Genomic DNA, 8,431 nt, shown 5'->3' on the forward strand with positions numbered 1-8,431 from the left:
GGAAACGGTCCTGGCTGGTTTTCTTGCCAGAGTGTGGTTGGTAGGGAAGACTGATTTCCGGATGATGGAGATTATTGATTTTTGGAACGGCAACAAATCAGAGTCGAGACAGGGCTATGAGCTGGAGCTTCTTGAGGCCTGCCTTTGCGCGTCGGAAGTAAACGGATCGTATGAGCTCCGGATCGACAACACGGATTACCCCTTGGCCGAGGACGAGGGGAACATTTTCCGCAACGGCGCGGACATCCTGGTGACTGTTGCTGGCAACGTGAAATTCAGAAACCGCGAGAAGATTGTCATATCCCGTCCCCTGGCAAAGGGCCTGCTGGGTTACCGTTTGCTCATCGTGCGCAGTGAGGACGCGGATCGTTTCAAAGGGATCAAGGAGATGCGCGAGCTGCAGGAACTTTCCATTGGCATACCGGAAACATGGGCCGATGCAGACCTGTTTCGCAGCAACCAATTCTCCGTTGTCGAGAAGGGGAGCTTTGAGGAGTTGTTCCATCGCCTGAAGGGTCGTGAATTTGACTACACGGCCTTGGGGGCCAATGAAATTGAATCAGCCTTCAACGAGCATGCTCAACCCCTTGGCGGCCTGCAGATTGAGCCGTCCCTGATGATATATTATTCCTTCCCGCTGGTCTTCTATGTTCATCCCGACAAACGCCAGCTGGCCGAACGAGTCGAAAGCGGGCTACAGGCCCTCATTGACTCGGGAGAATTCGATGACCTGTTCGCGAAATATCATGGGGATATTGTCGAGCGGCTGAATTTGAAAAACCGACGCACCTTTACCCTGCAGAACCCCGTCCTGCCTGAAGAGATGATGGATTTTCGCTCGGCCCTGTTGGATTAAGCGCTTTCCATATGGAACCAGCGCGCGCGGCCTTGTTTGTCGATCCTGTATTTCTTGTGCGTCAGTTGGTATTTCTATGCAATTTATATTGGAGACAAACTGCCTCAAAGTGCATATAGCTCCAAGGAACAGTTTGATTTTATATCTATTTCAACCCCCTCCCAATAACAAAGGCACCCATGAACATGACTCCTTACATCCGCGGCATCGGCCTTCTCTGTGTCGGCTTAATGAGCTTCAACCCACTGATTGCGAAAGCCCCGAACCTGGTGGTTATCCTGACTGACGACCAAGGCTATCAGGATGTCGGTTTTAATGGGTGTGAGGATATTCCGACGCCGAATATTGATTCCATCGCCTCCAACGGGATTCGTTTCACGAACGGGTATGTCAGTTATCCGGTTTGTGGCCCAAGCCGGGCGGGGCTCTTGACCGGGCGTTATCAGGGTCGCTTTGGATTTACGACCAACCCGACCATTGATCCGGCGGTTCCCCACGCCGGCATTCCCCTCGAGGAGAAGAACATCGCCGAAGTGCTTTCCCCGGTCGGCTACCGCAGCATGATTATCGGCAAGTGGCACATGGGATCACACCCGCAGAACCACCCGCTCAACCGCGGCTTCGATGAGTTTTTCGGGTTTCTATCGGGCGGGCACAACTACTTCCCTGAGAATTATACCTTGAACGACCTTTCCGAAGTTAAAAAGAAATGGGACTGGTACCGGACCAAGCTCATCCACAACCGGGAGCGCGTGGACATCGAGCAATACCTGACAGATGAATTGAGCGACCGGGCGGTGGCGTTCGTCGAGCGCCAAGCCTGCTCCGATTCGCCTTTCTTCCTGTACCTGGCCTACAACGCCCCGCACACCCCGCTTCAGGCGACTGAGAAGTACCTGAGCCGCTTTACGCATATAAAGGACAAGAAGCGCCGGACTTACGCCGCCATGGTGAGCTCAGTGGACGATGGAGTTGGGGCCCTGCTGTCGGCGATTGAAGAGAAAGGCCTGACCGAGGAGACCATTATCCTCTTTCTTTCCGACAATGGGGGAGCGACCAACAATGCTTCGCGTAATCTTCCCCTTCGTGGCAATAAGGGAACCATGTGGGAAGGGGGCGTGCGCGTTCCCTTTGCCATGCAATGGAAGGGGCAGATTCCCGAAGGTATCGATTACGATGAGCCCGTCATCTCGCTGGATATCCTTCCCACGATTGCCGCCTTGTCCAATGCCCCTCTTTCGGAAGAACGACCGTTGGACGGCGTCAACCTCATCCCTTATCTCAGGGGAGAAAAAGACGGTGCGCCGCATGCACAACTCACATGGCGGGACTTCAGGAGCGGAGGTTTTGCCATTCGGCAGGGTGACCTAAAACTTGTCCGGGAAAAACCCCGCACGAACGAACCCAAGCTCTACGATCTTGAGAAGGATATCTCCGAGAAAAGGGACTTACGCGGGAAATACGCGAACAAGGCGGACTCCATGCAGGCTGCATGGGATGAATGGGAGTCCCAACTCAAGCCGCTTGCTTTCCCAACGCTGGGCGATGTCTGGTGGGAGAAGAATTAATGTATCTTTGAACCAATTTGGAATTACAGCGTGAGAACTTTATTGGGTCATTTACTGAAAGGGTTGATTTTGAGCGGAATTATTTCGACTAACACAGTTTTCGCCTCAGGCGAAGCCCGTCCTGAATGGGACAATCCGGCCGTCATCCAGGTGAATGCCGAGCCACCCCGGGCCAGCTTCATTCCCTTTGCCGACAAGGCCAGCGCCCTCCAGCACATTGACAATCCAAAGGAATCAGAGCGTTACATGACCTTGTCCGGTCGGTGGGCTTTTAACTGGTGCTACAAACCGGCGGACCGACCAAAGGAGTTTTACCGGACGGACTTCAAGGACGCTGATTGGGACCGGATTGATGTACCCGGCAACTGGCAGATGCAGGGGCACGGCACACCCGTTTACCTGAATACCAAATACCCCTTTGAAATAGAGAAGTTCCGCGCGCCCCGTGATTGGAATCCAGTGGGTTCCTATCGGCGGGAATTTGAATTACCGGATTCATGGAAGCATGCAGATGGAGCCGGCGACAGCATTTTCCTGCACTTTGAAGGTGTGGAATCTGCCTTCTATCTTTGGGTCAACGGGAAGCCTGTTGGCTACAGCCAAGGCAGCCGGACCCCGGCTGAATTCAATGTATCGAAATTCCTGATACCGGGAGTAAACACAATCGCCGTCGAGGTGTACCGCTGGTCCGATGGATCTTATCTCGAGGATCAGGACTTCTGGCGTCTGAGCGGGATTTACCGGGATGTCTATCTCTGGAAGGCCGGAGCTGCCCGGGTCGAGAATTTCCAGGTCAATGCGGATTATGAATCAGCAGATGGCAGCGGAACATTCTCCCTGTCCGCCAAAATTGGTGGTTCGGCAACGGTCCTAATCGAGTTGATCGATCCGGGAGGTGTTTCACTTTTCGAAAAGACACTCGAGCCTTCCAAGGGAGCACTCGAGATGGTTCACGAGTTGGCATCAGTCCAGCCATGGAGCGCTGAGAGCCCGGATCTTTATTCACTGTTGATCACGGTCATGAATGATGCCGGCACCGTTGCTGAAGTTGTTACCCAGCCGGTCGGTTTCCGCCGGGTGGAGATCAAGGACAGTCGTTTTCTAGTCAACGGCGTGGGTATCAAGTTGAAAGGCGTGAACCGCCATGAGCACAGCCCCGACACCGGGCATTATGTCACCCGTGAGGACATGGTGCGCGACATCCTGCTGTTCAAGCGGAACAATATCAATGCCGTGCGGACAGCCCATTACCCGAATGTACCGGAATGGTACCACCTGTGCGACCGCTACGGGATTTACGTGATGGACGAGGGGAACATTGAGTCCCACGGATTTGGAAAAGGGCAGGGGAACGCCCTCAATGACAACCCGGACTTCATGGAAGCGCATGTCGACCGGGTTCGTCGCATGGTTGAGCGCGACATCAATCATCCCTCGGTCATCATTTGGTCAACCGGCAATGAGGCGGGTGACGGTCCCAATACAAATGCCTGCCGTACTTGGATGAAAGAGCGTGATCCGTCCCGCCCGGTAAGCTACGAGGATTCGACCAATCCGACAGGCAAGGGGCACGGCACGGATATCCTCTCGCGTATGTATATTGAGGCGAAGGACATTGATGCATTCCTGGAATTGTGGGGGCCCGAACGGCCGATGATTATCATTGAATACAGTCACGCAATGGGGAACAGCAACGGAAGCCTTGATGCTTACTGGGACAAGTTCTGGGACCATCCCCGCCTGGGCGGCGCCTTTATTTGGGACTGGATGGACCAAGGCTTGCGACAGCCCGTTCCAGACGGGAACAGCGACCCATGGGGCCGCAAGGATTTCTTTGCCTATGGTGGCTACATTGAAGATCCACTCGGGATATACAATGACCGGAGCTTCTGCATGAACGGCATGGTCGGCGCTGATGGAACGCCGCACCCCGGTTTGAGGGCGCTCAAGTTCGTGCAGCAGCCCGTTAAAGTTGAATGGCAAGATCCGGGGATAGCTTTGCTTATCACAAACCGGTATGACTTTTCGAATCTCGCTGACAAGCTCGTCCTTCATTGGTCAATCACTGAGGACGGATTCGTGGTCAACAACGGAACCCTAGAATTGCCCTCCATTCAAGCCCGGGCAAGTGGAGTCCTGACTTTGCCGGAAGAGGTCCATGCGACTGGCAACGGCAAGGAAAGCTTCCTTAACTTGTCCTTCAAGTCACGTGAATCGACCAACTGGTCCGATGCGGGCCACGAGGTGGCCTACAGCCAGCTTGAATTCGCCGGTCAATGGACGGCTTCCATTCAGGCAATCGCGGCGGAGTCACCATCACTGACGACAGAGGGTTCGCAGGTCGTTGTGTCTGGAAATGACTGGAGCATCACCTTTGACAAGGAGGCCAGGGGCTTGAGCAGCTGGGTTGTTGATGGGAAGGAGCTGATTGAACGCGGTCCGCTTCCAGATTTCTGGCGCGCCCCGACAGACAATGACCGGGGTGCCGCATTGTCGCTCCACGGTCGCGGTGCCGGATGGAAAGGACACATTCTCTCCGAAAGCACCAGATGGGCGAAAGCCTCTGACCAATGGAAACCGTCCGACCCGGAAATTAAAAGGAAGGAAGACGGTTCTGTGAGTTTGGTTTTCTCGGGCGATATCCTTGGGAAACAGGCAGTGGTGACCTTGTCCTACACGGTCCTTCCGGGCGGAAAATTGAAAGTCGACTACGACTACCGTGCGAAGACGGACCTGCCCCTGATTCCACGTGTCGGGACGGATTGGGTTTTGCCGAAGGAGTTCGACCGGATAAAATGGTATGGTCGTGGTCCGGATCCGACATACAGCGACCGTGCCTTTGAAAGGATTGGTATCTATGGAACCACCGTCATGGATAATTGGGTGGATTACGGCGTGCCACAGGAAAACGGCAACAAGACCGGTGTCCGTTGGCTGGAACTTACCAACAATGACGGAATGGGCCTTCGTGTAACCGGAACAAAGCCCCTGAGCGCCAACGCTTGGCCGTTCGACAAAGCCGATGTCCATGGCAAGGACTACAGCTGGCAACTGCCTTCACCGGAGTTCACTTACCTGAACGTCGATCATGCCCAGCTGGGCGTGGGGGGCGATACCAGTTGGGGACACATCTGCCACCCGCCATACCAGCTGAAGGATCGTGTGTATCAATATTCCTACTACGTGGAGCCTGTCGGTAAGTAGTGTGTGGCTTTGACGGTCTGGAGTGGAGGTGATCTCCATTTCTGTGCGACTCGGGTCCTGCCGGGCCCTCCCATATGGATGCCCGCTCCCAAAGCGTTTCTCCGTCCTCATTCCTGCCACCTCCCTGATAAATCCCGAAATTTTGACGCCTTCCCCCGTTTTTTCGCGTTGACACCCGCTTTCTGGTATTGAGACTCAGTCCCAATATGAAAATGAGACTGAGTGGGATTCAGGTCAAACGCATCCTTGCCGGGCTGGTGCTGTCGGCGGGATTCTATCTGCCGGTACTGGGCGAGACGCCGAGTGCGGAGGAGATGTGGCGGATCATCCAGGAGCAGCAGGCGGAGATTGAGCGACTGCGTGGACTGGTTGAGGAGAGCCGTGGGGAGACGCAAGTGGTGCGTGCGGAGACGCGCGAGACGCGTGCGCAAGTGGAGGCGACAGCGCTGGCGATTGAGGAGCTGTCGGAGGAGAGCAGTGGCGGAAGTGGCGGAGGCTGGTGGGAGCGGACCTCGATTGGTGGCTATGGTGAGCTGCATGCGAACTTTTTCGAGGATGCCTCCAACGAGATTGATTTCCATCGCTTCGTGCTGTTCGTGAATCACGAATTCAATGATTGGATCACGCTGTACACCGAGCTGGAAGTGGAGCACTCGGTGGCGGGCGAGGGGAAGAACGGCGAAGTGGAGCTGGAGCAGGCCTTTGTGCGGATGGACTTCACGGACACCTTCAGCCTGGATGCGGGGCTGTTCTTGATGCCCGTCGGTCTTTTGAATGAGATCCACGAGCCAAACACCTTTTACGGGGTTGAGCGCAACAACATTGAGGCGCGGTTGATTCCCACGACCTGGTGGGAAGCCGGCGTGAAGGGGAACTGGCGTTTTGAGAACGGCCTTTCGATCGAGGCCGGCATTACCTCCGGTCTGGATGTGGATCCAAGCGGGGTGATTCGCAGCGGCCGGCAAAAGGTATCCGAGGCAATCAACGAGAGCGCGGGCTACGTTGCTCGAGTCAAGTACACGGGTGTTCCTGGACTGGAACTGGGGGCCTCGCTCTTCTATCAGGACGATCTTGCCCAGAGCTATGTCGAGGAGATTGAAGGCCTCCTGAGCACCGCGCATGTTGACTACCGCAAGGGCGGGTTCCGCTTGCGCGCGCTCTATGCCCGCTGGGATCTGAACGGGACGACCAGTTCCGAGGCGGAGGAGCAGCACGGGTATTACATTGAGCCCTCCTACCGGTGGACCGTGGATGACTTTTATGGCGACCTTGGGGTGTATTTCCGGATCAGTGACTACGAGTATTTCAGTGGCAGCCTGAAGGAGAACGAGATCTACGAAATCGGGATCAACTACTGGCCGGTGGAGTATGTCGTCTTCAAGGCGGACATCCAGGACATTTCCGAATCGGACCAGTACAATTCGAAAGGCGACATCGCCTACAACCTCGGAGTGGGGTACCAGTTCTAGACTTGAATGGCGGCCAAGCGGAAAATTTATTTCCTGATAACGCTGGTCTCCGTCCTTGTGGGCGGGGGCCAGCTCTTTGCTGAAGACGTCTACCTTGAGCCGGAGGCCTTCATCGAGCAGAGCTTTGAGGCCGAACCGGAGGCCAAGGTCCTCTGGTTGGACCGCGAGACCAAGGCCTCCATGAAAGACATCCTTGGTCACCGTTACAAAGGGCTGCGCATTCGTTATTGGGCGGAAGGGGACAGGACCGCTTGGATCCTTGAGGAGATTGGAAAAGTTGAGCTCATCACGGCTGGTTTTGTTGTGGAGAACAATGTCCTGCAGGGAATGGATGTCCTGATTTACCGGGAGAGCCACGGCTGGGAAGTGAAGTATCCCTTCTTCACAAGCCAGTTCAAGGGCCGGACGCTGGGTGAGGATACCGAGCTTGACCAGCGAATTGACGGGATCAGCGGGGCAACCTTGTCGGTTAATGCCTTGACCCGGCTGAGTCGCCTGGCGCTCTTCCTGCATACAAAGGCCACCGAATGAAAAAGTGGTTTCCGCGCAAGCGACTGATCCTCGCATTCCATAAGTGGCTCGGGATTCTGTCCGCGGTGTTTCTGGTCATTCTCTCCCTGACCGGACTGGCTCTCAATCACACCGAGCGGCTTGGGCTGAATAATGTCACGATTGACAATGCCTTTATTCTTAAGCGCTACGGGATGCAGTCCGGATCCGATATCCAGACATATCGTATTCATGAAACCGCTACACTTTCTCATCTCGAAAACCAGTTGTTCTACAATGGCGAACCGCTTGCCAATGCGGGCCCTCCGGTGGGCATTCTTGAGGGCAGTCCGTTCACGGTCATAGCGACCCCTGACCAGCTCGTTTACCTCACGGAATCCGGTGAGTTGATTGAACAGATCCGGCCGGAGGAGCTTCCCTATGACCAACTGCTCCATCTCGGGCGCGACGCCACCGGGAATCCTGTCCTGGTTGCCGCCAGTGGCCAATGGCAACCGGATCCCGATTGGCTCGAATTCCTCGAATTCAAGGGGCCTTTTTCGGTCAATCCACTCTCCGAATCAAACCTGGACCCTGACGTCCGGGCGGCCATCCTCGCCAATTACCAAGGCAGGGGACCAACCCTTTACCGCGTCATTCTGGACCTCCACGCGGGTCGCCTCTTCGGCTGGGGCGGACGGACCCTGATGGACCTCTCCGCCATTGCGATTCTACTGCTTGTCTCTTCCGGTATTTCCGGTTGGCTGCGCCGATCCAGTTGGTCTTACCGGACGAAATAGCTGCGCGACAGGCCAGTTTTCGGGCAGCTCCAAGTTTATTCCATT

The 8,431-nt window shown here is 55.4% G+C and carries 6 protein-coding genes; all 6 read left to right on the forward strand.

What is annotated here, in order from left to right; translation table 11 throughout:
• The first annotated feature begins 61 nt into the window (after nucleotides 1–61).
• The 6 genes from G0Q06_RS04035 (at nucleotide 62) to G0Q06_RS04060 (ending at nucleotide 8,386) form a co-directional block, all read left to right on the forward strand.
• Nucleotides 62–856 (forward strand): type 2 periplasmic-binding domain-containing protein, encoded by a 795-nt coding sequence (locus G0Q06_RS04035; RefSeq protein WP_238710247.1) that lies wholly within the window; start codon nucleotides 62–64, stop codon nucleotides 854–856.
• A 179-nt stretch (nucleotides 857–1,035) separates the two neighbouring features.
• Complete coding sequence (locus tag G0Q06_RS04040) at nucleotides 1,036–2,424, forward strand: sulfatase family protein (RefSeq protein WP_163962695.1); 1,389 nt, start codon at nucleotides 1,036–1,038, stop codon at nucleotides 2,422–2,424.
• 30 nt (nucleotides 2,425–2,454) lie between these two features.
• Complete coding sequence (locus G0Q06_RS04045; protein ID WP_163962697.1) at nucleotides 2,455–5,628, forward strand: glycoside hydrolase family 2 TIM barrel-domain containing protein; 3,174 nt, start codon at nucleotides 2,455–2,457, stop codon at nucleotides 5,626–5,628.
• A gap of 206 nt (nucleotides 5,629–5,834) precedes the next feature.
• Nucleotides 5,835–7,097 carry a porin gene (locus G0Q06_RS04050; RefSeq protein WP_238710250.1) on the forward strand — a complete coding sequence of 421 codons (1,263 nt, stop codon included), beginning with the start codon at nucleotides 5,835–5,837 and terminating at the stop codon, nucleotides 7,095–7,097.
• Between the two features lie 6 nt (nucleotides 7,098–7,103).
• Complete coding sequence (locus G0Q06_RS04055) at nucleotides 7,104–7,628, forward strand: FMN-binding protein (RefSeq protein ID WP_163962701.1); 525 nt, start codon at nucleotides 7,104–7,106, stop codon at nucleotides 7,626–7,628.
• Nucleotides 7,625–8,386: a PepSY-associated TM helix domain-containing protein gene (locus G0Q06_RS04060; protein WP_163962703.1), complete on the forward strand. Its 762-nt coding sequence runs from the start codon at nucleotides 7,625–7,627 to the stop codon at nucleotides 8,384–8,386. Before G0Q06_RS04055 ends, G0Q06_RS04060 begins: the two co-directional genes overlap by 4 nt.
• Nucleotides 8,387–8,431 lie beyond the last annotated feature (45 nt).

The sequence above is a fragment of the Oceanipulchritudo coccoides genome (assembly GCF_010500615.1).
GTDB lineage: Bacteria > Verrucomicrobiota > Verrucomicrobiia > Opitutales > Oceanipulchritudinaceae > Oceanipulchritudo > Oceanipulchritudo coccoides.

What these genes read in the sequence shown, in the direction of transcription:
- G0Q06_RS04035 (WP_238710247.1), top strand. Translation starts at nt 62, where the DNA reads ATGATGGAGATTATTGATTTTTGGAACGGCAACAAATCAGAGTCGAGA.
- G0Q06_RS04040 (WP_163962695.1), top strand. Translation starts at nt 1,036, where the DNA reads ATGAACATGACTCCTTACATCCGCGGCATCGGCCTTCTCTGTGTCGGC.
- G0Q06_RS04050 (WP_238710250.1), top strand. Translation starts at nt 5,835, where the DNA reads ATGAAAATGAGACTGAGTGGGATTCAGGTCAAACGCATCCTTGCCGGG.
- G0Q06_RS04055 (WP_163962701.1), top strand. Translation starts at nt 7,104, where the DNA reads ATGGCGGCCAAGCGGAAAATTTATTTCCTGATAACGCTGGTCTCCGTC.
- G0Q06_RS04060 (WP_163962703.1), top strand. Translation starts at nt 7,625, where the DNA reads ATGAAAAAGTGGTTTCCGCGCAAGCGACTGATCCTCGCATTCCATAAG.